The sequence below is a fragment of the Oceanobacillus sp. FSL K6-0118 genome, assembly GCF_038006665.1.
Lineage (GTDB): Bacteria > Bacillota > Bacilli > Bacillales > Amphibacillaceae > Oceanobacillus > Oceanobacillus caeni.
In genome coordinates, this window is record NZ_JBBOVR010000001.1 from 396,742 (window position 1) to 418,957 (window position 22,216).

General features: G+C 32.9%; 22 protein-coding genes and 2 pseudogenes. 15 read left to right on the forward strand and 9 right to left on the reverse strand.

The window, feature by feature from the left end; genetic code table 11:
• Positions 1–197 precede the first annotated feature (197 nt).
• The 5 genes and pseudogenes from MHI02_RS02050 to MHI02_RS02070 all read left to right on the forward strand — a co-directional run bounded on the left by MHI02_RS02050 (position 198) and on the right by MHI02_RS02070 (position 5,147).
• Complete coding sequence (locus tag MHI02_RS02050) at positions 198–1,550, forward strand: IS1182 family transposase (RefSeq protein WP_060669377.1); 1,353 nt, start codon at positions 198–200, stop codon at positions 1,548–1,550.
• Between the two features lie 45 nt (positions 1,551–1,595).
• Positions 1,596–3,155 (forward strand): IS66 family transposase, encoded by a 1,560-nt coding sequence (gene tnpC, locus MHI02_RS02055; RefSeq protein WP_341166093.1) that lies wholly within the window; start codon positions 1,596–1,598, stop codon positions 3,153–3,155.
• 212 nt (positions 3,156–3,367) lie between these two features.
• A pseudogene (locus MHI02_RS02060) lies at positions 3,368–3,998 on the forward strand (recombinase family protein).
• Between the two features lie 123 nt (positions 3,999–4,121).
• Positions 4,122–4,271 (forward strand): hypothetical protein, encoded by a 150-nt coding sequence (locus MHI02_RS02065; RefSeq protein WP_225344216.1) that lies wholly within the window; start codon positions 4,122–4,124, stop codon positions 4,269–4,271.
• 492 nt (positions 4,272–4,763) lie between these two features.
• A complete protein-coding gene (locus MHI02_RS02070) occupies positions 4,764–5,147 on the forward strand; it encodes a hypothetical protein (RefSeq protein WP_060669274.1) in 384 nt (127 codons plus the stop codon).
• A 31-nt stretch (positions 5,148–5,178) separates the two neighbouring features.
• Here MHI02_RS02070 and MHI02_RS02075 read toward each other — a convergent pair whose 3' ends face one another.
• Together MHI02_RS02075 and MHI02_RS02080 are read right to left on the reverse strand one after the other, a co-directional pair.
• The gene (locus MHI02_RS02075; protein WP_060669273.1) at positions 5,179–5,955 is read right to left on the reverse strand and encodes a hypothetical protein; all 777 of its coding nucleotides are present in this window, start codon (positions 5,953–5,955) and stop codon (positions 5,179–5,181) included.
• An 18-nt stretch (positions 5,956–5,973) separates the two neighbouring features.
• Positions 5,974–6,513 carry a matrixin family metalloprotease gene (locus MHI02_RS02080; RefSeq protein ID WP_111058524.1) on the reverse strand — a complete coding sequence of 180 codons (540 nt, stop codon included), beginning with the start codon at positions 6,511–6,513 and terminating at the stop codon, positions 5,974–5,976.
• 173 nt (positions 6,514–6,686) lie between these two features.
• Between MHI02_RS02080 and MHI02_RS02085 the strand changes: the two genes are divergently transcribed.
• Entirely contained in the window at positions 6,687–6,902 is a 216-nt protein-coding gene (locus tag MHI02_RS02085) for a hypothetical protein (protein ID WP_341165605.1), read from the forward strand.
• Positions 6,903–7,282: 380 nt separating this feature from the next.
• Here the strand turns inward: MHI02_RS02085 and MHI02_RS18500 are convergent, their stop codons facing one another.
• The 4 genes from MHI02_RS18500 to MHI02_RS18505 are packed head-to-tail and all read right to left on the reverse strand — an operon-like array spanning position 7,283 to position 9,137.
• Positions 7,283–7,420 carry a hypothetical protein gene (locus MHI02_RS18500; RefSeq protein ID WP_275276484.1) on the reverse strand — a complete coding sequence of 46 codons (138 nt, stop codon included), beginning with the start codon at positions 7,418–7,420 and terminating at the stop codon, positions 7,283–7,285.
• Positions 7,384–7,647, reverse strand: coding sequence for a DNA methyltransferase (locus MHI02_RS02090; RefSeq protein ID WP_275276485.1), 264 nt, complete (start codon positions 7,645–7,647; stop codon positions 7,384–7,386). Before MHI02_RS02090 ends, MHI02_RS18500 begins: the two co-directional genes overlap by 37 nt.
• A 17-nt stretch (positions 7,648–7,664) precedes the next feature.
• Entirely contained in the window at positions 7,665–8,891 is a 1,227-nt protein-coding gene (locus MHI02_RS02095; RefSeq protein ID WP_060669269.1) for a DNA methyltransferase, read from the reverse strand.
• A 9-nt stretch (positions 8,892–8,900) separates the two neighbouring features.
• Positions 8,901–9,137 carry a transposase gene (locus MHI02_RS18505; protein ID WP_083452655.1) on the reverse strand — a complete coding sequence of 79 codons (237 nt, stop codon included), beginning with the start codon at positions 9,135–9,137 and terminating at the stop codon, positions 8,901–8,903.
• A gap of 455 nt (positions 9,138–9,592) precedes the next feature.
• Here MHI02_RS18505 and MHI02_RS02100 point away from each other — a divergent pair, with 455 nt between their 5' ends.
• Positions 9,593–10,597 carry a serine hydrolase gene (locus tag MHI02_RS02100; protein WP_060669268.1) on the forward strand — a complete coding sequence of 335 codons (1,005 nt, stop codon included), beginning with the start codon at positions 9,593–9,595 and terminating at the stop codon, positions 10,595–10,597.
• Between the two features lie 110 nt (positions 10,598–10,707).
• Here the strand turns inward: MHI02_RS02100 and MHI02_RS02105 are convergent, their stop codons facing one another.
• Positions 10,708–11,037, reverse strand: a complete 330-nt coding sequence (locus tag MHI02_RS02105) for a hypothetical protein (protein WP_060669267.1) — start codon at positions 11,035–11,037, stop codon at positions 10,708–10,710.
• A 244-nt stretch (positions 11,038–11,281) separates the two neighbouring features.
• On the opposite strand from MHI02_RS02105, the gene MHI02_RS02110 reads away from it, so the two are divergent.
• The gene (locus MHI02_RS02110) at positions 11,282–11,953 is read left to right on the forward strand and encodes a serine hydrolase (RefSeq protein ID WP_111058531.1); all 672 of its coding nucleotides are present in this window, start codon (positions 11,282–11,284) and stop codon (positions 11,951–11,953) included.
• Positions 11,954–11,996: 43 nt separating this feature from the next.
• Here MHI02_RS02110 and MHI02_RS02115 read toward each other — a convergent pair whose 3' ends face one another.
• Positions 11,997–13,406 carry an ISLre2 family transposase gene (locus tag MHI02_RS02115; RefSeq protein ID WP_341165606.1) on the reverse strand — a complete coding sequence of 470 codons (1,410 nt, stop codon included), beginning with the start codon at positions 13,404–13,406 and terminating at the stop codon, positions 11,997–11,999.
• A gap of 191 nt (positions 13,407–13,597) precedes the next feature.
• Here MHI02_RS02115 and MHI02_RS02120 point away from each other — a divergent pair, with 191 nt between their 5' ends.
• Positions 13,598–14,038 (forward strand): hypothetical protein, encoded by a 441-nt coding sequence (locus MHI02_RS02120; RefSeq protein WP_047184485.1) that lies wholly within the window; start codon positions 13,598–13,600, stop codon positions 14,036–14,038.
• Positions 13,986–14,288, forward strand: coding sequence for a DUF5819 family protein (locus MHI02_RS18510; RefSeq protein WP_379588867.1), 303 nt, complete (start codon positions 13,986–13,988; stop codon positions 14,286–14,288). The genes MHI02_RS02120 and MHI02_RS18510 overlap by 53 nt, the downstream gene beginning before the upstream one ends.
• Before the next feature lie 152 nt (positions 14,289–14,440).
• Here the strand turns inward: MHI02_RS18510 and MHI02_RS02125 are convergent, their stop codons facing one another.
• Entirely contained in the window at positions 14,441–15,703 is a 1,263-nt protein-coding gene (locus tag MHI02_RS02125; protein ID WP_052771644.1) for a transposase, read from the reverse strand.
• Between the two features lie 229 nt (positions 15,704–15,932).
• On the opposite strand from MHI02_RS02125, the pseudogene MHI02_RS02130 reads away from it, so the two are divergent.
• From MHI02_RS02130 to MHI02_RS02150, 5 genes and pseudogenes are all read left to right on the forward strand, one after another.
• Positions 15,933–16,373, forward strand: a pseudogene (locus MHI02_RS02130) (DUF5819 family protein); the annotation flags it as partial.
• 453 nt (positions 16,374–16,826) lie between these two features.
• Entirely contained in the window at positions 16,827–17,561 is a 735-nt protein-coding gene (locus MHI02_RS02135; protein ID WP_047186628.1) for an ABC transporter ATP-binding protein, read from the forward strand.
• Positions 17,539–18,975: a hypothetical protein gene (locus MHI02_RS02140; protein ID WP_047186627.1), complete on the forward strand. Its 1,437-nt coding sequence runs from the start codon at positions 17,539–17,541 to the stop codon at positions 18,973–18,975. Before MHI02_RS02135 ends, MHI02_RS02140 begins: the two co-directional genes overlap by 23 nt.
• Positions 18,962–19,270, forward strand: a complete 309-nt coding sequence (locus MHI02_RS02145; protein WP_047186626.1) for a hypothetical protein — start codon at positions 18,962–18,964, stop codon at positions 19,268–19,270. The genes MHI02_RS02140 and MHI02_RS02145 overlap by 14 nt, the downstream gene beginning before the upstream one ends.
• A 1,158-nt stretch (positions 19,271–20,428) precedes the next feature.
• Positions 20,429–22,207: an SLC13 family permease gene (locus MHI02_RS02150; protein WP_341165607.1), complete on the forward strand. Its 1,779-nt coding sequence runs from the start codon at positions 20,429–20,431 to the stop codon at positions 22,205–22,207.
• Positions 22,208–22,216 lie beyond the last annotated feature (9 nt).

A 22,216-nucleotide genomic window follows, 5' to 3' on the forward strand; every position in this document is an offset into this window, starting at 1 on the left:
CAAGTTGGGTTCTTTTTCGTATACTTAATTTATGGAAAAAATAGTAGAGAACAATAATGAGCACACAATTGAATGAATTTCATAATTCTCAGCCCCTGCGGGACAAGGGATTAATAACATAAAAAAGGAAGCACCTCCCCAAATCTTGTATAATGGTAGTTGATGAAACAACCAAAAAGACAGAAGGAGTGCTCCCTTTGACCATTATACGACAAACTAGCTTATTTAGCATTCAAGAATTATACGACATGGAACCTACCCAAAAATATGATGCCATTATATCAGCGATCAATTTGGATAACATTTATCCTAAAGTTATCAAAAAATCACGGTTAGGTGCGCCTGAAGAACTAAATTATGCTGCCATGATTATTTCCACTTTTGTGAGATATGTCGAACGTATTCCGACGATTAAGGACCTTATTAAACGGCTTCATGATGATGTTGCATTTAAATTGAATTGCGGATTTTTGGTATCAGACTCGGTCCCCTCCGAGGCCTCTTATTCTCGACTTGTAACGAAGTTAGAGGCGTGCAATGTCTTAGAAATAGAACGAGATAAGGTTGTTCTTCAAGCAATTGCAGAAGGGTTTATCATGGATGATACAGCTGCCATCGATGCCACCCATTTTGAAGCACGTGACCAAGCACCGCCAAAAGAAGAAAAGCCAAAACCCGAACCAAAAAAACGTGGCCGCAAATCCAAAGAAGAGCGTGAACAATGGCTTAAAGAACAAGCTGAAACGGATGCCGATTTGCCTTTATATGATAGAAAAATTGAGGCTCAATTAGATGTTCCTATAGTCGAACTACGTGCTGAAGTTCCTCAAGACCCTAAATGGGGTGTGAAAAAGAACTCAGAGGGACAAAATGTTTTCTGGTTTGGCTACAAGGGTCATTTGGCCGTTGGTACATCCAGTCAATATATTCTACAAGCTCTTTTTTCATCCGGAAGCCTAAATGACGGTAAGGCAGCTATCCCTTTACTGAAAGGAATTCATGAACGCCTCCAACTTCCATTACGCTATCAAACAATGGATGCTGGCTATGATTATGAACCCTTATATGAACAGGTTCATCGAATGGGACAACAATCCGTCATTGCATACAATAAGCGAAACGAAGGGGAGCCTATTGGCTTTGATAAACACTTTGCCCCAACTTGTTTTAGAGAGCATTCTTATCGTTATGATAGTTTTGATGCCAAGTATGAAACGTTAAAGTATACAAGACCGAAGGAATGTAGTGACTGTCCTTTGGCTGACGAAGGTATCTGCCAAAAGGTGTATAAAGTAAAGATTACAACAGACCTTCGAAGATATACCGCGCCAGCCCGTGGCTCTCAGGCATGGAAAAAAATCTTCAAACGTCGTACCGCTGTTGAACGGGTCAATGCGTATCTTAAGGAATTCTTTCAGCTTAACAATGTGCGTTATCGTACCGGGAAACGTGCCAAAATTCACTTTGACATGGTTACCCTTATTTACAATGCTTCAAAGCTAGCTGCAGACCGTATTAATGCACAATTAAACCAGCAACAAGTTGCATGATTTCTGTTTTTAAAAATACAATTTAGAAATTCTGTAAGTCTTTGTATTTTTAAAAAGAGCAATTATGAAATTGACTCAATTGAATATTATAAAGAACGCAATCAAGAGTTGGAAGCAAAACTAAAATGGTATGAGGAGCAATTTCGCTTACTTCAAAAACAAAAATATGGTGTTTCCAGTGAAAAAACGAATGACGATCAAATGAGTCTACCATTGTTTAATGAGGCGGAAGATACAGCTGATTTAAATATTGAAGAACCTACGCTTGATACTATTACATATCAACGCAAGAAGTCTCGGAAAACAAGAGAAGAATTGATGGAAAACCTGCCAATAGAGACGATAGAATATGAACTATCTCCTGAGGAACAGGTTTGTTCGTGTTGCGGTAATAAAACACACAAAATGAGCGAAGAAATTCGAAAAGAACTACAAGTGATACCTGCTCAGGTAAAAGTCGTAAGGCATGTCCGTCATGTGTATGCTTGTCGTCAATGTGAAAAGGATGAGATAGAAACTCCTATCGTGACGGCAAAAATGCCATTGCCTGTTTTTCCGAAAAGCTATGCTTCACCTTCAATTATTGCTTATATTATGAATCAAAAATATGCCGAAGGCCTACCTTTATATCGACAGGAAAGCCAATTAAAATATCTAGGTATTAACCTTTCTCGTCAAACACTAGCCAATTGGATGGTAGAGGGGGCCAACCGTTGGTTGTCCAAAATATATGACCGAATGAAGTATCATCTTTTGCAGGAAGATATTCTACATGCAGATGAGACTACGGTTCAAGTTTTACGAGAACCAGGACGATCAGCCGATTCGAAATCGTATATGTGGCTCTATCGTAATGGACGTGACCGTCCACCGAATATTCTATTTGAATACCAACGATCACGAGCAAGTAAACATCCAAAAAGATTCCTATCGGAATTCAAGGGATACTTGCATGTCGATGGGTACGGTGGTTACGATAGTCTTCCTAATGTCACCTTATCTGGTTGTTGGAGCCATGCAAGGCGAAAGTTTGATGAGGCATTAAAATCCTTGCCAAAAGAGGCAGACAAATCAAAGGTTACTGCAACCGAAGGATTGGAATATTGTAACCAATTATTTGCGATTGAACGCAAGTGTCTGGATAAGACTCCAAAGGAACGTTATGAAATACGAATCAAACGCAGCCAACCAATTTTGGAGGCTTTTTCAACATGGCTAAAAATGCAAACACCAAAAGTCTTGCCGAAAAGTGCCCTCGGTAAAGCAATTAAATATTGTCGAAACCAATGGAATAAATTAACCGTCTTTTTAGAGGATGGGCGATTAGAAATTGATAACAACCGAAGTGAGCGCTCTATTAAACCTTTCGTGATCGGAAGAAAAAATTTCTTGTTTAGTAATACACCAAAGGGTGCTGAGTCGAGCGCAATTATTTATAGTATAGTAGAAACTGCAAAGGAGAATGGGCTAAGCCCATTTGAATATTTGAAGTATCTATTTGAGCAGTTGCCAAACATTGATTCAACAAACGAAGAAGCGATGGATCAACTCCTACCTTGGTCAACGACTATTCCATTAACTGTCAAAGTTCAAATTAAATCTTAGTTAGAGTATAAAATAGCCCATACCTTAATACTAGGTGTGGGCTATTTGACGCTTACTTTATAAACGTATACCTTTACAAACTACCAAAACAGTACCACTTTATTGTCCTTAAACGTTGTAAAAATAATTTATAAACGTTTGTTAAATGCTGTTTACCTTTATAAACATCTGGTGTATATTTAATTCAAGAAAATAAACAAGGGGCTGGCTATATTGCTACAAAGACATTTGCTTATATAAGAGTATCAAGTAAGGAACAAAACGAGGGACGCCAAATAGTGGAAATCAAAAAACTAGGAATTGATGACCGGGACATTTTCGTTGATAAGCAGAGTGGAAAAAACTTCAACAGACCGAAGTATCAAGCTCTTAAAAATATATTGCGTGAAGGCGACTTGCTTTATATTCATTCATTGGATAGGTTTGGACGTAATTCAAGGGAAATTCAAAACGAGTGGAAGGAAATTACAGAGGTAATCAAGGCGGACATTAAAGTATTAGATATTCCATTGCTCGACACGACTCAATACAAGGATACGCTCGGAACATTCGTAAGTGATTTAGTACTGCAAGTCCTGTCGTTTATGGCTGAACGTGAACGCGTAGAATATTGGTAAACGTCAAGCCGAAGGAATAGCTTTGGCAAAGGCACAGGGAAAACACCTGGGACGTCCTCAATTAAACTTAGAAACATTAAGCAAGGATCAGCGTCATACGTTGGAAACAAACTACGATAGATGGAAACGCAAAGAAATAACTGGCGTTCAATTCATGGAACTACTAGAATTAAAGAAAAACAGTTTCTATAAAATCGTTAAAGAGTATGAAAAGGAGCTGTTCTAATGAAGGAGTTTAAGAACCGGTTATGATTGATATTACAGATTTAGTATAAAAAAGGTATTATCCGTATTAGTATATAGGGGGGATTGAAAAAGCGGGTAGTTTTACTGAAGGGTGGATAGAGTAATGAAGTTTATATATTTTAACGATACAGGTAGAAAAGTTACGATTCATCCAGCTACTTTTTCACATGGTTGCATTGGTTTAAGTGAATCAATTAAACTATTGGAACAAAGGGTGTTTGAATTACCAGATGGTACATCTCCCATGGGTTAAGATGTGGGATTATGGAGAAGGTGGACTAAGTATCTTAATTTCTCCCACTAAAGAAGTTGAATAAAGAGACTTTAAGGATTTGCGCTTTAGTTGAATAAGGAACAGATAAAAGTCGAATGAAAATGTTGGTTTTTGTTTCATTAAAAACTAATGGTATCATAACTTAAAAAGTATTGAGGCCGTTTCGGTGATATTTGTCACTTTTAATTTTACTTTTCACTAGTTTTAAGTGTTATTTTGCGTTACAATAAAAGGTCTTTCTTCACTTCGAAAGATAGATTTTTATTCTTATACATTGTATTTCCCATATCCATTCTACCACCAATAAAACTGATTTCGTCAGTCTTTTTAGGGTAGCCCATATTGTTGGATCTAAAGAAAAGTAGGGGATTTCTCCCTAGCATTATTTGTCGCTATAGTTTTCAGAAGAGACTTACAATTATGTTACAAACATGATAATATAATTGTAGTATAAGAATAAGGAAGTGTTATATGAATAAAAAGATAATCTTTTGGGGTATTAATATGTTGCTAGTTCTATCTTTTCTTGTTGCTTGTAATAATGATGTTAATGAAAAAACTACTTCGAGTAAACCACCTACTGCTCAAGAAGTCTTAAGAGATGACCCAGATGCTGATATATTTCAGATAAAAGGTATAATATATAAAACGGGTATTGAATGGGTAAATGATGTTAATGTAACCAAAGATAAGGAAATTGGTATAATCAAAGAGACCTCAAAAAGCAAATTTAAAGATGGGACTGCATCAAAACTATCACCAAACACTAAAATTTTTTCGACAAATGAAGAATATATATTAATTGTAGAGGAAAATGGAGTAGTAAAAAAGTATTTGGCTTTATCAGAAGGCTAAAAACTCCCTGTTTAATAGCAGGGAGTTTTTACTAATTAATTAAGCTGATAATACTTTCCTTAATTTCACTATATTCTTTTCCGGAAATATTATCGTCTATATTTTGGTGAATGTCATTATGAATAACTATTTCATGCCCATCAATTTCTGTTACTATTGACAAATCCTGTTCGTCTAAGTTAAGTAGATTACTTTTTAATACAGCAACCTCATTTTCATCAAATTCAATTAAATAAGGCTCAATTGCTGCGTAATAATTTCCTGTATCACCTTTTTTTAGAAAAACAATATATTTTTTGGAAAAATCCGGTTCAATAAATAATGGATCTTTGTTTTCGACAACAAAATTTTCAGTTGTGGTCGCTTCTTTAATTAGAATACCTTCAGGTGAAATCTCCTCGTCTCCTGAAGTTATTTCAACTGGAATATTTTCAGAATAACGGTGATTTATTTTTATACTATTCATATTTTCCCCTTTAAAAACTTCGGATACAGAAAAATTATATAAGTGTCCTTCTACATATTCGTCTTCGTTCTCTGGATCTGCAGCCATATTCCATATTTCATCTAAGCTTTCATAGCTACCAACGGCGATAAAATCTGAATTATAAACCATATCATCAAGACTACTAGTTGAACTAAAATCTTTTGATGCTAAAATAGTTTGATCCTGCGAGTTGTTATTTTCTGGGCCTTTTTCTTCTTGATTGTCTTGAGCTTCATTAACGTTGTTATAAAACGAAAAACTAAGTATTCCTACAAAAACAATAGACGCAACTAAAATACTAATCTTCTTAATTTTACTCATAATTTTCCCTCCATTCTATTATTTATAAATACTTTTTACCCCATTTACATCGTCAGTTTGTGGGGTAATCATTTTATTTCTATCTCTATTTGAATTCATAATGGAAGTACCATTATTATGAGCAATCCCTAATGCATGACCTAATTCGTGAACGGCTGTACTTTGCGCTACCTTTGAATTTTTTACTGCATAATCATTTAGATATCCAGCGTATTTTGTCACAACTTTTGTTTTTGTGTTATAATTAACATTCATTTTTCCAAAATAATTAGAATCCTTCTCTGTGAATCTAGTTAAAAAATGGACAGAACTACTATGGTAAAAAAAGTTTACCCCTACGTTTGTGCTAGTTTTACTTTTCCAACTGTTTGCACCATTTTTCCAACCAGTTTTAATTACACCATCCTTCAAACTAGCCCCCCATTTGTAACTTTGCACTTGGTAGCCTAACTTCCACCCTTCCTTTTTGTAAGCAGAAGCTTCATTGGAAGGAACCCCAAAAATGCTTGTTAATAAAATAGCTGAAAATAATAATAGAGTTCCAATTTTTTTATACATTTAAAAACCCCCTTTTTTTTCATAATTACCATTATTTGCCAAATTTTGTAATACCTTTTTACAAATAATATTACAAATTATTACAAATAATTAATTTGCTCTTTTAGTTAAAATAATTGGAAAATAACTGATATAAGGGTCAGGGGCACATTTGATGGGATCTTATAGTTGAAATGGAAGATGTTATTTATGTAGCAACGGAAGAAATATCAGATAATCAGGATATCTTTGCTAAAGGTGAGGAGCAATTTGATAAATTTATTAATAAAATAATATCTGAATTAGCAAGTCGAAAAATTGAACTTTTAATCGGGAAGCTCAATGATATAGATGGGATCTCTATAGATTATAAGGTGTGTGACGGAAAATACATAAAAAGGAGAAATTGAGAAGGATCAATGACAACAAAGCGCATATGGAAGATGTGCTGCTGTGTTGAATCAATTAGTAAAAAAGTCTCAAAAAGAAGACCACCCGGAATCGCGACAATGCATGGAGGGTTCTTCTTCTGAAAATAACAACTAGAGTAACTCCTCACTTCGAGCGGTGAAGTTGTCAAAAGGACGCGTACTGTTTATAGCACATCGTCCTTTTTATTCTGTTTATGTAAAGTTTAAAACATAGTTGAAAATAAAATAGGAGTGAAAAGGGGTATGAGGAAGGGGGTCAATAATAGATAAAATAAATGTTATAATGAAACAGTTAATACACGTCACTGTCATAGTTTTTTAAAAGGTAATGACCATCGGTTTGTTGCATGATTACCTTTTTATTTGATTTTATCACCTAATTCAGCATAAACAAAGCTTCCTCCACCTTGCCAACCTACTTTTTTAGAGATGCCACCCTGTTTACCTTGAATTACCTTTTTTAATCTCTCGACTGATACATTATGTATGTAATCCATCTTTTCAATACCGATATATTCATTTTGTGCGCTACAGCCTGTGTTGTTGCGGATCCCATAAAGAAATCCAGAACAATATCGTTTACATTGCTACCTATCTTTAATAGATGATACATGAGCATCTCTGGTTTAGGATAATCAAATACCCTTTCCCGAAACAGGCTTTTAATTTCAGCAGTACCTTGTTGATTTGTACCGAATCCAGTTCCCCAGAAATCATGAGGAATTTGTTTCGTATCCTCTTTTAGATAAGCCTTTTATATGGATACACATCTTTTCCTTTAGACCAATATATCTTTCCAACTTTATTTAACTTTATGAACGCTGACTCTTTATAAACCCACGGTCCACTTAGCTTTTTACCAGATTGGGAATGAATATCGTATGTATAGTAACCATGCTCTTTATCAAAGATTTTATCTATCCTAAATTTACCATTTTCATCTTCATATTTATAAGCTTTATAAGCACTATCCGATAAAGGGATTTTATTAATCTGATATTGTTTCTTGTCTTTTGCAAAGATAAGTATATAGTCTTTAACATTAGCGATTTGCGCAGAATTCTGTTGGCTATTTGTACGTTTCCAAACAATCTGAGTAACAAAGTTCCTTCTACCAAAAATCTCGTCGCAAACAACTTTTAGATAAGCCTGCTCATTGTCGTCACAATGAATATAGATGGCACCATCTTTTCTTAGTAACTCCTTTGCTACCTCTAATCGACTTTTCATAAAAGTCAGCCAGGTAGAATGAGAAAAGTAATCATTATACTTTAAATGATATACGCCTGTATTGTACGGTGGGTCAATATATATGAACTTTATTTTATCTTTAAATCGTTCCTTCAATGTGTATAAAGCAATAAGGTTATTCCCTTTAATAATAAGATTGTCTGTATCTTTAAACTTTGTTATTTGATGTTCTCCGTTCTCATCATACCTTTTGATATGAGAAAGTACCCTTGGAGATAGTATTTTACTAATATCATCCTTAGCTAACACGCGATGGAGAAATTCGTTCTCCCCATTTTTGTTATTTTGCAAGACACAATCTTTATGAGGGAAATCCAACACAACATCAGTAGTATTGGTTAAATATTTACCATAGCTAGTAAGACCGATATCGTTGCTGTATGCCGTATAGCTACTTTTCCAGTAATTTTTATTGTCATGCAGTATACGAGAGATAGTTGTCCGAGATACATCTATACCTCTTTTGTTCAAGATTTGGGTTATTTTTGGACTACCAACCTTTGCTTCATATTCGATGTATACCTGTTTTACTTGTCTAGTTAAAGATTCCCTTCTCTTTTCTTGATCGCTTTGTGAATGTCCCACCCAATTGTAGTAGCCACTCGTAGAAACGTCTAATACGCGGCACATTTTCTTCACTCTAAATTCGTCACGATGATTATGAATAAACTCATAAATATCTCTTGGGCGGTTGGAAAGATGTTTGCTTTTTTTCAAAATGGCATTTTATTCCTCAAGGTCTCGAATATACTTCTCTTTTTCGGATAAAATTTTTTGCGTTATGCGATTATTTCCACTCCCTACAAAGGCATTTTCTCTGTTCTCTTTATAAGCATTTACCCATTTATGTAACGTTTGAGGTACTAAATCCAGTTCTTTGGCTACATCTACAATTTTCCTATTTTCATTTACTACTTGTTTAGCTGCATTGATCTTAAATGACTTATCATAATGTTTACCGATTTTTAAACACTCCTAAAAAGACAATGACTATAGTATAAAACTCTCCATTTTGGGTGTCCATTTTTTAGATCAATTTTATAGTGATAACGGTTTTATTAGTTTGAAAGAAAGAGGGTATATTTAAAAGGAAGTAAATTCCCTTCTTTTTAATTGTCCAGGAGATTATAAAAGTTAGTTATGGGAAACTTCTATATAAACATTAATTATTTTTTTAGATGCTCTACTGTGAGGTTCAAATTTGGTGGATACCTAATAGGGGCATCAAAATCTAAGAAGTGTCTGAATATGAATCCAATATTATTCGGTTAGATTGTTGGTATTGATTAAGATATGATAGAATGTTCTGTATTCTGGGGTAACAAACGTTTCTTTGAAAAGACGAATTTGTTTTGGAAATTTGAAGAATACAAGAACTATTTGAGCTGTTTAATTTCTATGGGGAGGAATGAATTGAATTGAAATTATTAAAAAGAAAACCTGCATCGGAAAAAGTAGTTGATTTATTGATAAATAATTTTAACAATTCTTCTATTATGTTGGAGCGAAACGGGGAGTTGATAGTAAAATACAGAGAGGAAACACTTCTACCTTTAGCAAGTATAGTAAAAATTATCATAGCATCTGAATTTATAGATCAAGTTTCAAGGGGGGAACTTGATAAAGATGAAGAAGTAGGGCTAGATATTATAGATAGATATTATATTCCACATAGCGATGGAGGAGCCCATGCTATGTGGAAAAAAACACTTACTAAAACACCTACATTAATGAATATATGTCAAGGAATGATAAAATTTAGCTCAAACGCAAACTCTGAATATCTTTTGCAAAGATTAGGAGTTCAAAATGTAAACAATAAACTAAAATCTTTTAACATAAAAAGTCACGATTTTATCTATCCCTTTTCCTCTGCAGGATTAATACCAGGATTTTTAATTAAAAAAGAAAAACTATCGGTAAGAAAAGCCATTGATAAGTTAAATCAAATATCGGAAGAAGAATATATAAATTTAAGTATGGAAATTCACAAAAAAATTGGAGCAGATCAAGAAAAAAAGTTCATAAATACATATAATATTTTTAGAGCCTCAGCGCTAAGAATACAAGAAATACAATCAAATAAATTTATAAGAGGACGATTGGTTGACTACGTTTGCGTCTTTAAAGAACTTTTAAAGAACAAGCATCATAAAGAATTATTTAGTGGTATTTTACGAAAGGAATCCCCCTACAAATATGTAGCATATAAAGGGGGGAGTACAATAAATATAATCAATTCGCTTATGTATTTAGAGGATAAAGAAGACAATAACTATTTATTAGGTGTCTTTATAAATAATACTGGTAGAAAAAAATCTAATTTAAGTTTAATGGAGTTTAATAAAAAAATAATTGAGGATATTACATACAGAAATGATGTTTTAAAAAATTTAGAAAGTATTTGGTTGAACTGTAAATAATCAAAAATAATTTTATACCACTGTGTTTTTCAGAGTTATTTATAATAAGGAAAGACAGAATGGGTGATGGAAATTCCATCACCCATTTGACAGGAATCTTTTATTTGGTATTAGTCAAAAATAACTTCTAAGTCTTCAGTTACTTCATCGTGGATAGATGTATCTGACAAATTCTGGTCTGAACCTAAGTATGGTGTTGTTCCTTCTTGGTATTTTTTATACCAATTCCACGCTTCCTTACCTGCCTTAGCAAGCCCACGAGCCACAGCAGGAAGATTTTGAGGCTCTACTGTACCAACTTCAGATTCAGTAACCGAAACAGTTTCAGGTATTCTGTCTACATCTGAAGAACTGACACTAGCACTTACTGAAGTAGTAAAAACGCTAAATGCTAGTAAACTTGCTAACGACAATGTTACAGCTTTTTTCCCCTTTTTCATCGTTTTCTCCCCCCTAACAACTGTAATATTAAATAATGTTTCAATTAATGTCAATATATTATATTAAGTCTCAAAATTAAGTTAATACAAAAAGGTTAATACGTATATACCAAATCTTATTTAGTGGAAGTGTTATCTAGTAGATTAATAAGCGATATATATATCGTATTTTTGTAAAAATTTAATTTACTTTACAAAAAAATTACCCTATTATGTTAATATTGTAATAAAATGAGGGATAAGGATGAAAAGGGTTACAACTATTACTGGTATTATACTAATTATAATTGGAATAATTTATTATTTAAATGTAATTAAAATTAATGAAGATAAGATTTTACAACAAATTATTAAATCTGATGAGAGTTCCATTGTAATCTTTGAAAATGGTAAAGAGGTGTTAAACAAGGATGGGGATGATCCTCTTAATATCGCCAGTATAGTAAAATGGTTTATTGCAATAGAATTCGCAGATCAGGTTGAAAAGGGAATTGTAGATCCTAATGAATTAGTGAAATCTAAAACATTAAATCGGTTTTATGTTGAGGAAACTGATGGAGGGGCACGTAGGAAGTGGTTAGATGACGTAAACAAAAACAAAGGACAGAAATTAGAAGAATTTACATTAGAAGAAGTAATGCGGGGCATGATGATCTTTAGTTCAAATGCCAATACGGATTTTCTCATTAGATTATTAGGGATAGAAAATATAAACCACACGATTAAACATGAACTTGGTTTGACTAGACAAGAACCATTATATTCCTTTACAGGAGCGTTGTTAATCCCTGAGTATTTATCGTATGCGTCAAGTTTTTCTCGGTGTGTCTTTCACACCAATATTTCCGGCACTCTATTTTTGTACACTTTTTCGGCTACCGCGCGACCCTTGTCGCTTGCTGTCCCCAATTTTTAGGTAACGTTCTAAAAACCAAGAACCTTACCTAAAAATCAGGGTGTTATCTAAAACTTTTTATTAACTGTCCAATAGCTGATGAATGAGCTGTATTTAGGCTTATTTTACCTTGTTTTGCTCCAATTGACGGCTGGGTTTCCTGGCGTAGAAATTCAGTCATACGAACCACTTTTTTCACGTCTCGTTGTTTTCTTACACTTCGCCTTTGGTCTCTCAAATAGACGGATCGTAATGTTTTATTTAGAATCCCTTGTTTGATCTTCACCATTGCCTCACTACCTTCTAAACTCCAATGCATTCCACGCTTTTTCATTCGGAATGAAATATGTCGTTGGTTGGATTCCATTGCACCCATGCCCCTTGCCTCTTTTGGTGGATTCTCAACTTTTTCTCTCCAATCAAAAATTCGATCCCAATTACCGCCAATATATCTACGAAAATCCTCGGCCTTTTCTAACTGCTTATCCGTTTCTAAAGTGCTCTCCAATGTATCCATCCAACGTATGAAATCATCCAGTTCGTGTTCTTTGATTGCCTTTTGTACACCTTCTTTAAACTCGCTCTTTTTAACTCCAAAAGTTCGATTCAGTGCTTTAGAAATGTGAAAGGAATCCAATTGATTTAAAACAGGATAACTAGACTGTGAGAAAGCCTCTTGAAAACGTTCTGCCGTATAACCGGGACCACCATCACTATTGGTGACAACTTGAGTGTTTTCTAAGGAATAATGATTAGCTGTATACGCCTGGACTTCTTTCCAAAAATCATTCGTTGGTTTGGTTGTCATGATGACCTGTGGATTCTTTAGGGAAATACGCTTCCCATTTTTACTCCAACCTTCATGAATGATCGCATGATGGACTTCATGACTTGTCTTTTTCTTTGTTCCACGCACAAATACACCATCTGCCTCGGCAAATAAAAATTCCAATTCTTTCCCCTTTGGTAAATAGGCAGCTTCCTCTAATTCAGCTAACAATTCTTCATCAGCTTGCGCTTGTGCTTTTCCTACACGCTTCACCATACTTCCCACTGTCGTATGACTAAGATTCACGGCAGTCCATTCACTTAATATGCGTGCAGTTTCTCGGTACGTACTCTCACTAGCCAACTCCGCCACTTTTACTTCAACTAAAGGACTATGTCGCTGATATTTTCTAAATCCAACCCACTCATCAAAAGGATAATGCGCTTTCCCATTGATATCGTGCATTAATGTATGCGTAAAACGAACTGCCCCAAAGATAAACTGAATTGTCTTTTCATCTTCTCGTTCAACCGTCCAACCCTTACTTTGCATTCTTCTTTTTATCGTTTGATTAAGTTGTGTAAATACGCTCCCCATCAGTTTAGTAAGGAGATCATATACATAAATTTGAACATGTTCCTCAAAGTCAATTAAATCATTTGTATCCTTTAATAATTCGCTGATTTTTGATATAATTGTATTCATGAAAAGGCCTCTTTCAAATGTATTTGCCGGTCAGCATACATTTATGATAGAGCGCCTTTTCTTTTTTTTCTAGAATTTTGTTTCAAATCCCCGAGAACTATTTTACACATAGGTATTTATCAAAAGAAGGATACAACAATAATAAAGTATATGAAGAAATAAAGAAAATGAATGATCAAGAGTATCAAAGGATGTCCCAGACAGTCTTAGAAGAAATTAATAATGATACAAGGATTAAATATGATTTTGACTTACATAATAAAAAAACAAATCGTTTATGGGAAGACAGACTTCCGAAGGGTACAGCATCAGAATTAGCTGTGCTTATGGAGAAAATTAGGGGGGATCAAATTAAGAATGTTGCTTACTTAAAAAAGGTACTAAACAGATCCAAATTTGGTAATAACACACTTTTATACAAGGAGGGGAACACAGAGAGAAGTAAAAGTATTTCATTATTTTATGAAGATCAATTAAGTAGAAAGATAAGTGTGGTTGTTGTTTTGAACAACCTAAATTGGTATGAAAGAAAAATTGTAAATAGAAATTTTTATCCATTTATAAAAAAAATAATGGAAGATGGTACGTATATCCGTAAAATTACTAATATTATTGAAGATAAGGAAGTGTAAAATTTTGGATAAAAATAAGAATGCAAAAACGTTCATTTTATTCGGTATTTCTGTATCTTTAATTCTATTTACCGTTTTTCACTTTTCGATAATTATTTTACACGTAATACCTACTAACCCGTTAAGTTTAAAACATAGAGGTTTTATTGATAGTTATACACAACCTCTTTTTTCACAGAATTGGCATTTATTTGCACCAGATCCTTTAGTTAAAGATAATGAAATACTTGTCAAGGCTAAGTATATTTAAGTTTACCTTTTTTTCCCCTATAAGAACATGTTTTCGTCATATTGAGATTCTTTAGGGAAAACTTTTTGCAGTTTCAATGAAGAAGCAAGTTTTTTCCAATACAAATAAACATACTACGCAGTATGTCTATTCTGACTATTCAATTAATTGGTCTAAAGTTGAAATGTTAGTTGTCGTGAATCTTTTGGCTTTTCTATGTATTTAAAATGTCGAATCCCATAAGCATCTTTTTTCAGTATGGCTTCCATTCCCGCCGAAAAACGATATAGAAACATCTTAATTTGATCCTTTGCCTTTATGCCCTTTGCCCGTTCAATCACACTATGAAAAAATCCATTTTGCTTTTCTATTTTCAGTGTCATAAACGTAACCATGATGGACAAGAGTAAAAACATTCTCTTCAGTCTGGGCAAGGTACGAACTCGAATATTCTCTAATTCAAATTCTTGCTTTTGCACGCGAAACATTTCTTCGATACGCCATCTAGTAATATAGGCTTTTAAAACAGAAATTACCTCTGCTTTTTTCTGGATTCGCTTATTTGTAAGCAGCACCATCGGCTCTTTGCCATATCCATACACAACAATCATCGTGAACTTTTTTCCCTTAAGCGAGGGGATTTCTACAGTAAGATGAGAGACTTTCAAATCATAGACGGTTCCCTTTATTTCAGAACGAAAATTGATTTTCCCTTTTCTTCTGATTGCCAAATCATGTACGGAGAACTTTTTATTCTGATACAATAAATTTCGATTTTTCTTCAACCGAATGATAAAGTTATTCTCCTGCTTGAGGATTTTTTTCATGACTTCTATATTGTCATACCCACGGTCCATGACGAAGGTTGCTTTCTTCTCGCCTAAAAGCTGATCTACGTAATCCAAGCCCTTGTATGTTTCATCATTCTCGCTGATAAATCCCTTTTCAGCAGATGAGTATAAATGAGAATAAACTGAAATCGGATGCTTTGTCCTCGGAGCCACGGCAATCATATTGGTTGTCCAGTATCCATTGCCAATTTTCCCTGTCGAACCATCTCTCACTTGCCCAAGAGCTTCCATTTTACAGGCGGTGGGTTTCACAATCTCAGAGTTATCTACCAGAATCAGATTATCTTCTTCTTGCAGGAAAGGTTTTATTAGTTCTTCATAGTTCTCCAACAGCTCGGTTGTTTCATGAAACTCATCCATACGATTGGAAAGTCGCTTGACGGTTTGTATCGTATCGATGGGCTCTTCTAGAGTGCGTGCAATGTTGGAAAGCAAAACAGATTTGCTTTTTGCCATGCCAAATAAAATATCTAGGATAAAGTTTTTATTGGGTTTTTGCATTCCTTCTGTCAATTTTGAAGAAAAATCATAAATGGAACGTTTAGTAGTGTAAATTGCCTGGCTAAATGTGTTATAATTGGTCATAGAAAAAGACTCCTTTTTATGCTGTATATTTTGTTTTGTCCAAATAAAATTTTAGCATATTTAGGTAGGCTTTTTCTTTTTAATTTCCAATAAATTACGTACATTTTGATTAAAAAAGACTAAAATAGGCATCGAAAAGTCCATTTATTAGGTTGAACTTTTCAATGCCTGTTTTTTGTTGGAAGTCAATCTTTATTTTTAGGTAAACTTAAATAAGTATAAGAATGAGGAAGGAAAAAGTGTAGAAACGGAATGGATTAATGGTACAGAAATATTTATTTCAAATAATAATGAAAATTTTATTAGTCCAACAAATCGAATGGCTAGAATAACTAGCGGATTAGTGTCGTCACTATATCCAACATCCGAAATCTACGTTGAGTATAATAAAAAAACAGAAGAAAAAAGATCAGATGATAACTTAGTTGAAGATATATTTAAGGAACATGAGGAGCTAACAACGGAACAAGGGGTTGAATTAATTAATAGATTTGGTAGTTCCGTTGCTAATTATTATCTTCCTAATGAAGATATTGAAATGATTCAAGTTCGATTATCGTTTAGGGATCCAGTTCCTTATTCAGAACGCAACAACCCTAACTACAAGCCGGATACTAAATATATGGATTTAGGGTGGCAAGAATATTCACAAACCGTACCAGTTCTATAGTTGTTAATAGAGGAGGTAAACTAGTGAGAATAATAAATAAGTATATAGATTTTATCTCAAAAGAAAGATTTCTTATTGGGCCGAGTCTAGCGAGGATTGGCATAGGTATGATTATGCTTAGCTACTATTTAATTCACTATTATCAAAGGCATTTTCTTTTTTCTGATGCAGGTCTTATATCAAATGAATTTTTTATAAATATATTTAATCCTGAATTATTCATTTTAATTTGACGATTGAAATCTAACGTTAATTGCGGTAAAGTAGCCATTATAAGAATCCTTTCTGTGGTTATTTTGTCGTGATTTAACTTTAACAGAAATGGATTCTTTTTTCATTTATTTGATGCATGATCAATTCGGTTGAAATGCTTGATAGATAGGCATTCAAAATTTATCAAAAGTTTTCTATGAATAATTCAGGTATTTATAATTAATCTTATAGGAGGAATATATGCTTAACATTCATAACATTGTTTATTCTTATGACAAAAAAAATACGGTTCTAAACAACGTAAGTTTTAATTTAAATAAAGGAGAACTATTAACAATTGCTGGCCCTAATGGAAGTGGAAAAACAACGCTTATTAAGTTAATAGTAGATTTACTTAAAATTCAAGAAGGGTCTATTTCCATTAATAAAACTTCCCATGATAATCCATCGGTTAAAAAAGAAATTATATATTTATCTAGTGAGGATTTTTTACCGGATTTTTTAACAGGTAAAGAATATATAGAAATGATATGTGATTTTTATGATACACCATTGGATAAAGAAAAGTTATCTCGCTTAGTAGAGTATTATTCTTTAGATTCTAAATTAGATCAATTGATAGAAGGTTACTCTCATGGAATGAGGAAAAAGATTCAATTAGTTAGTGCATTTATGATTAACAATAAAATTATTATTATAGATGAAACATTGAATGGTATAGATGTGGAAGCAAAAGAAGCAACCAAACTATTATTTGAACAATACAAACGACGTGGTGGTTCCATAATAATGTGTACCCATGATTTAGAATTAGTTGAAGAGATAGGATATAGGGTGTTACTCATTAATAATGGTGTAATATACATAGATGATCTTATTGAAAACATTCTCAAGACTGGTTCTAATTTAACAAATGTTTTTAAAGAGCTTATAGATTATGAGGGCATGAAAAATGAAATTGAAAAATATTTTTAATTTACAAAAGCTATATTTCCTATTTATTTTAAGAAGAATTCTAAGTGTGGGTATATTAAAAGAGAAAATATTTAAAGCTTTCATCTTTATTGCTACAATAGTAACTATTACGGTAACCACAGTTTTTCTATATAATTTTTTAGATGACACCGATGTTTCCGAACAAATTAACTTTATATATTTTATTATTAAAATGCAAGGTGTAAATATTATCGTTTGGACGATGATTATATTCGTTTTTACTAGAATTATTTTCTTGAAAAAAGGGGATTTCTTAAAAATAACAAATCAGTTGCCAATTACACATAATGAAAGAAATAGTTCATTTATTATTTTTGAATTGCTTATGTCTTTAACTATTATTTTTCTAATTAGTATCGCCGTTATTATTGCAGTAGTATTACGCACTAACTTTCATTACATTCCTTTACTAATTTGCACAATTTTCTTTACGAGTTTAACAGGGTATTTATTATTACAACTGATTAATTCCATAATCATATACGTATTAAATTTAATTAAATTAGAAAAAGTAAGTGCACTCGTTTCAATTCTAGGTTTTATTGTTATGTTGGCAATATTATATCTAGATATAATGCAATCTATAAATATTATAAATTATAAAACTGGTGAATTTAATCATTGGTCTCAATTTTACATAGAATTGTATAGTAATTATGGATTTATTGTTACATCCTTAATTTTTGTAATAATCATTTTTGTACTATTAATGATCATTCTTTATATTCCTAATAATTTCGGATCAGAAGATAATCTATATTTAAAAATTAAAAAGCCTACTAAACTTAGACTAACTATGTTTAATTTGTATATTTTACAAATATCGAGAAGAGTGGAAAATATAACAACTCTTATAATTGCATATTTTTTATCGATTTCTTTGCTTATTCTAGATATATTGAATCCGTTATATGCCATGTTTTTAGTTACTACATCAGGACTATATATTTATACTCAAACTGATTCAATTAGAATAAATTACTATAGATTTAACTATAGTGCAATTAAAGATTATATTAATCTAATTATCAGTCAGTATCTATACATATTAATAACTTCATTACCAATATTGATATTAGGGCTTATTATAAATAAAGGTAACGTTAATCTTTATGATACTCTAATTATTTTTGGTCAATTACTTTTAATAATTATACTATCAACTTTGATTGGAATTCTATTCCCGGCAAAAAAGGACAATCCATTCTCACCTTTTATTGGATTTTTAATAATCGTAATAATTTCAGGATTTATATCATTAATATTACAATTCCTAAATTTTTCAAAACTGTACAATAGCATATTAATGATGATTTTATATATTTTCGTTATATACATAAGTTGTTTGGGATTAAAAACACTAAAGGAGGAGTTTTTACATGAAGATAGTTAATATTATCATTGGAACTCTAGTGTCAGCTGTGATAAGTACGGTAATAATCTTAGTAATTAGTTTGATCAAGCTGATGTTTACTCATGATGAAGTTGGATATACAACCTCATTTTTCAATTCGTTATTTGTAAAAGTCGAGGAAAATGCCGACGGCTGGGATTTATATACAACTTTAGGGGTGAATACCGATAATTTAACACCTATTATTTTAACGATTATCTTTTTTTGGTTTTTCTATTTAATTTTAACTAAGGTCTATATGGATAGTAAAAAGAAAAGAGAAAATGTAAAGTAAAAGATTATGGTAGATAAAAAAGTAAATATTAATGCTATCACATTTATTGACGTTATTAAGTACGTTCTAATTTATATGAAATGGTGCAATTATTTCTTTATCCTTTTCTTTATTGTTTCATTATTATTACTTTATATAAAAGTTAACATTATTTTATACACGTTAACCTATCTTTTAGGTGGAATATTATCACAACTTATATAGTAAAGTTTCATGGACACTCTTCGGTTAAGTTCCTACAATTAAATCTAGAAGAGTGTCCAATGAAACATAAGTAAACTGGGAATCGATATAATGATCACTTTCAAGAAATGAATCGTTCTGTTTATCATTATTGTCAATGAGCAATAAATTTAAGTAGTGATATACCATATCTGAAATAACCATATATACATAGATTAATGAGAGTTGCTCTATTGTGACAATATCTTTACTTAAATTTTCAAACAGCCTACTCCGTTCAAATTAACTGATTAATTCAATACCCTGACCCACTTTAATTAATCCAATCACTCTTAATTGATATTACCAAAATTCTTGCTTTTCCACTCTATAGTATCTACATAATTTTTATTATAATACTTTTTTAAACTTTATAAAACACATTCTCAAATTTTTCCTTCTCCTTTTCTTATACTCATATTTTTAATTGGCCCTTCAACTTTAAGTTTATATAATTCAACGACGTTCTTCTTATAAATCGTTTAAAAACTCTTATCAGATTCTAAACAAATTATAACTTTTATATTGACATCTTCTGCATATGTCATAAAAAAGGTTATAGAAATCCTCTTTTTACATCTTTGTAACGCTTCAATAACTCTCAGTTGCGATTGTAAACATAAATTTAATAATTGTTCGGGTATTAAACATTTTCTCTCCTTACCCTAAACGATGTATGAGTATTGCGGACGGTTTCCTTCTGGATATGGTTTTCTGTAATTATTACAAGTAAACTTATAAGATTAATAAAAATAAATCACCGAATTCTATTGACAGAAGAATTCGGATAATATAGAATTGATTTAAATTTCCAGATGAATAATATAAATGCTTATTAGTCAACTAAAGGCATCTTTCTAATCGGTTATGTGACCCGATTAAAAAGGTGCCTTTTTTGTCGTTTAAAATCAATCGAACACAGAAAGGGGGGAAACGATGTCTTTGGAAATGATTGCCGTACTTGTTTTGATTATCGGGATGCTCGTGTGCTTGTTATTAGAAGTAGCGCAACCGGGAATGATCATTTTTTCAGTTTTAATTATCTTATTAATTACCGGGATTTTGACTCCAGAAGAAGCATTCAGTGGCTTATCTAATGAAGGAATGCTTACAGTTGCTCTTTTATTTATTGTTGCCGGTGCAGTACAAAAAAGTGGCGTTATTGACCGAGTGATGAAATATTGGTTGAAAAATAGTCGTACACAAACAGATGCGATGATGCGTTTTTTTGTACCTATTGCGATGTTTTCTGCATTCCTTAATAACACACCTATTGCAGTCACATTTACACCGATTATAAAAAATTGGTGTGAGGAGCACGGGTTTTCACCATCGAAATTCCTGATTCCATTATCTTATGTCACGATTTTAGGTGGAACCATTACACTCATGGGAACTTCTACAAACCTTGTCGTTCATGGGATGTTACTTGATTATGGTTTGGAGGGATTTTCATTATTTACACTAACAGTGATTGGAATTCCAATAACACTGGTCGGTTTTCTTTATTTATTCACAATAGGGAAAAAGTTGTTACCTGATCATAAAGGATTTCGCCAACAAGTGAAGGAAGATGTGAAGTCGTATATTGCGGAAATGGAAGTAGAGGATTTCTTTCCACATGTGAATCAAAGTGTTATGAAAGCAGGATTACGTAACTTAGATGGATTATATTTAATTGAAATTATTCGTCGAAATGAACGTGTTTCTCCGGTTCGAAATTCAACCATTATTCAGGCTGGCGACCGCTTGATCTTTGCGGGGGAGATAGCTACAATCGCCGAGTTGCAAAAAATCCATGGCTTAAAGCTAAGAACGGGCACGGATCTGGAACTTGATGACCTTAAAAATGGTAAAACAAGTTTAATCGAAGCAGTTGTTTCCCATCAGTCCGTGCTTTTATCTAAGTCCATTAAACAGTCGCAGTTCCGTTCGCGCTACGATGCGGGGGTGATTGCGATCCATCGGAATAATGAACGAATTCAAGGGAAGGTTGGGGACGTTATTTTGAAACCGGGGGATTCCTTATTGTTATTAGCGGGCATGGATTTTGTAGAGAAGTATCAACAAGCAAATGATTTTTACGTTGTTTCCCAATTAGATCCGCCGAAAACTCTGAATCAAGATGCTTGGAGAGATTGGTTTTCCATTACGCTTTTCATTGGAATGATTATAGTTGTATCGATTGGCTGGTTGTCCATGGTTAAAGCAATGGCATTGGCAGTGGTTATCTTGTTCATTACAAAAATGATACATGCGGAAGAAGCGAAGAAATATATACAATTTGATGTATTACTAGTAATCGCAAGTTCATTCGGAATTGGCGTAGCAATGACAAAAACAGGGTTAGCAGAATGGATAGCGTCAGGTTTACTGGTAGTAAGTGCATCATCTGGAATCATAGTAGTTTTAATCGTGTTGTATATTTTGACGAACATTTTTACTGAATTTCTTACAAACAGTGCTGCTGCGATTCTAATGTTGCCGATTGGTTTAGAAATGGCTCAATCTTTAGAACTTAATCCAATGGGAGTTGCAGTATTGATCGCGATTGCGGCTTCAGCAAGTTTTATTACACCAATCGGCTATCAAACCAATTTAATCGTTTATGGCCCAGGTGGTTATAAATTTAGTGACTATGTAAAAGTAGGCACACCACTAAGTATATTAGTGATGATTACAGCGGTAACTGTTATTTATCACGTTTGGTTTTAGGAGGGAAAA

What these genes read in the sequence shown, in the direction of transcription:
- MHI02_RS02145 (WP_047186626.1), top strand. Translation starts at nt 18,962, where the DNA reads ATGAAGATAGTTAATATTATCATTGGAACTCTAGTGTCAGCTGTGATA.
- MHI02_RS02065 (WP_225344216.1), top strand. Translation starts at nt 4,122, where the DNA reads ATGAAGTTTATATATTTTAACGATACAGGTAGAAAAGTTACGATTCAT.
- MHI02_RS18500 (WP_275276484.1), bottom strand. Translation starts at nt 7,420, where the DNA reads ATGGATTACATACATAATGTATCAGTCGAGAGATTAAAAAAGGTAATT.
- MHI02_RS18510 (WP_379588867.1), top strand. Translation starts at nt 13,986, where the DNA reads ATGGTACGTATATCCGTAAAATTACTAATATTATTGAAGATAAGGAAG.
- MHI02_RS02125 (WP_052771644.1), bottom strand. Translation starts at nt 15,703, where the DNA reads ATGACCAATTATAACACATTTAGCCAGGCAATTTACACTACTAAACGT.
- MHI02_RS02135 (WP_047186628.1), top strand. Translation starts at nt 16,827, where the DNA reads ATGCTTAACATTCATAACATTGTTTATTCTTATGACAAAAAAAATACG.
- MHI02_RS02085 (WP_341165605.1), top strand. Translation starts at nt 6,687, where the DNA reads ATGGAAGATGTTATTTATGTAGCAACGGAAGAAATATCAGATAATCAG.
- MHI02_RS02105 (WP_060669267.1), bottom strand. Translation starts at nt 11,037, where the DNA reads ATGAAAAAGGGGAAAAAAGCTGTAACATTGTCGTTAGCAAGTTTACTA.
- MHI02_RS02075 (WP_060669273.1), bottom strand. Translation starts at nt 5,955, where the DNA reads ATGAGTAAAATTAAGAAGATTAGTATTTTAGTTGCGTCTATTGTTTTT.
- MHI02_RS02150 (WP_341165607.1), top strand. Translation starts at nt 20,429, where the DNA reads ATGTCTTTGGAAATGATTGCCGTACTTGTTTTGATTATCGGGATGCTC.
- MHI02_RS02120 (WP_047184485.1), top strand. Translation starts at nt 13,598, where the DNA reads ATGTCCCAGACAGTCTTAGAAGAAATTAATAATGATACAAGGATTAAA.
- MHI02_RS02140 (WP_047186627.1), top strand. Translation starts at nt 17,539, where the DNA reads ATGAAATTGAAAAATATTTTTAATTTACAAAAGCTATATTTCCTATTT.
- MHI02_RS02070 (WP_060669274.1), top strand. Translation starts at nt 4,764, where the DNA reads ATGAATAAAAAGATAATCTTTTGGGGTATTAATATGTTGCTAGTTCTA.
- MHI02_RS02080 (WP_111058524.1), bottom strand. Translation starts at nt 6,513, where the DNA reads ATGTATAAAAAAATTGGAACTCTATTATTATTTTCAGCTATTTTATTA.
- MHI02_RS02110 (WP_111058531.1), top strand. Translation starts at nt 11,282, where the DNA reads ATGAAAAGGGTTACAACTATTACTGGTATTATACTAATTATAATTGGA.
- MHI02_RS02115 (WP_341165606.1), bottom strand. Translation starts at nt 13,406, where the DNA reads ATGAATACAATTATATCAAAAATCAGCGAATTATTAAAGGATACAAAT.